Here is a 529-nt window from a genome sequence, read left to right on the forward strand (position 1 = left end):
GGCATGCGGCGGGTTGATGACGGCGGCAAAGTCCTTGATGCCGAACATGCCGAGGTTGGAGACGGCTGTCGTGCCGCCCTGATACTCTTCCGGCTTCAGCTTGCGGCTGCGCGCGCGGCTTGCCAGGTCCTTCATCTCGTTGGAAATGGTCGACAGCGTCTTTTCGTCCGCATGCCGGATGATCGGCGTGATCAGGCCACCGGGGATCGAGACGGCGACGCCGACATCGGCATGCTTGTGCTTGACCATGGCGCTTTCGGTCCATGAGGCATTGGCATCCGGCACCGCCTTCAGCGCCATGGCCATGGCCTTGATCACCATGTCGTTGACCGACAGCTTGTAGGCGGGTGCCTCGCCCTTATCGGTCTTCTTCATCGGGGCTGCCGCATTGATCTGCGTGCGCAGCGCCAGGAGCGCATCGAGCTCGCAGTCGAGCGTGAGATAGAAATGTGGGATGGTGGATTTTGCTTCGACCAGGCGGCGCGCAATGGTCTTGCGCATATTGTCGTGCGGGACGAGTTCGTAGGAG

General features: G+C 61.6%; 1 protein-coding gene. It reads right to left on the bottom strand.

Annotation, left to right across the window (positions count from 1 at the left end; all coding sequences use genetic code 11):
- Nucleotides 1–529, bottom strand: a 529-nt coding sequence (locus QQK95_RS33380; protein ID WP_284278846.1) for a 2-oxo acid dehydrogenase subunit E2, incomplete at both ends; no start/stop codon positions are given.

The organism is Mesorhizobium huakuii, assembly GCF_030160235.1.
Classification (GTDB): Bacteria; Pseudomonadota; Alphaproteobacteria; order Rhizobiales; family Rhizobiaceae; genus Mesorhizobium; species Mesorhizobium huakuii.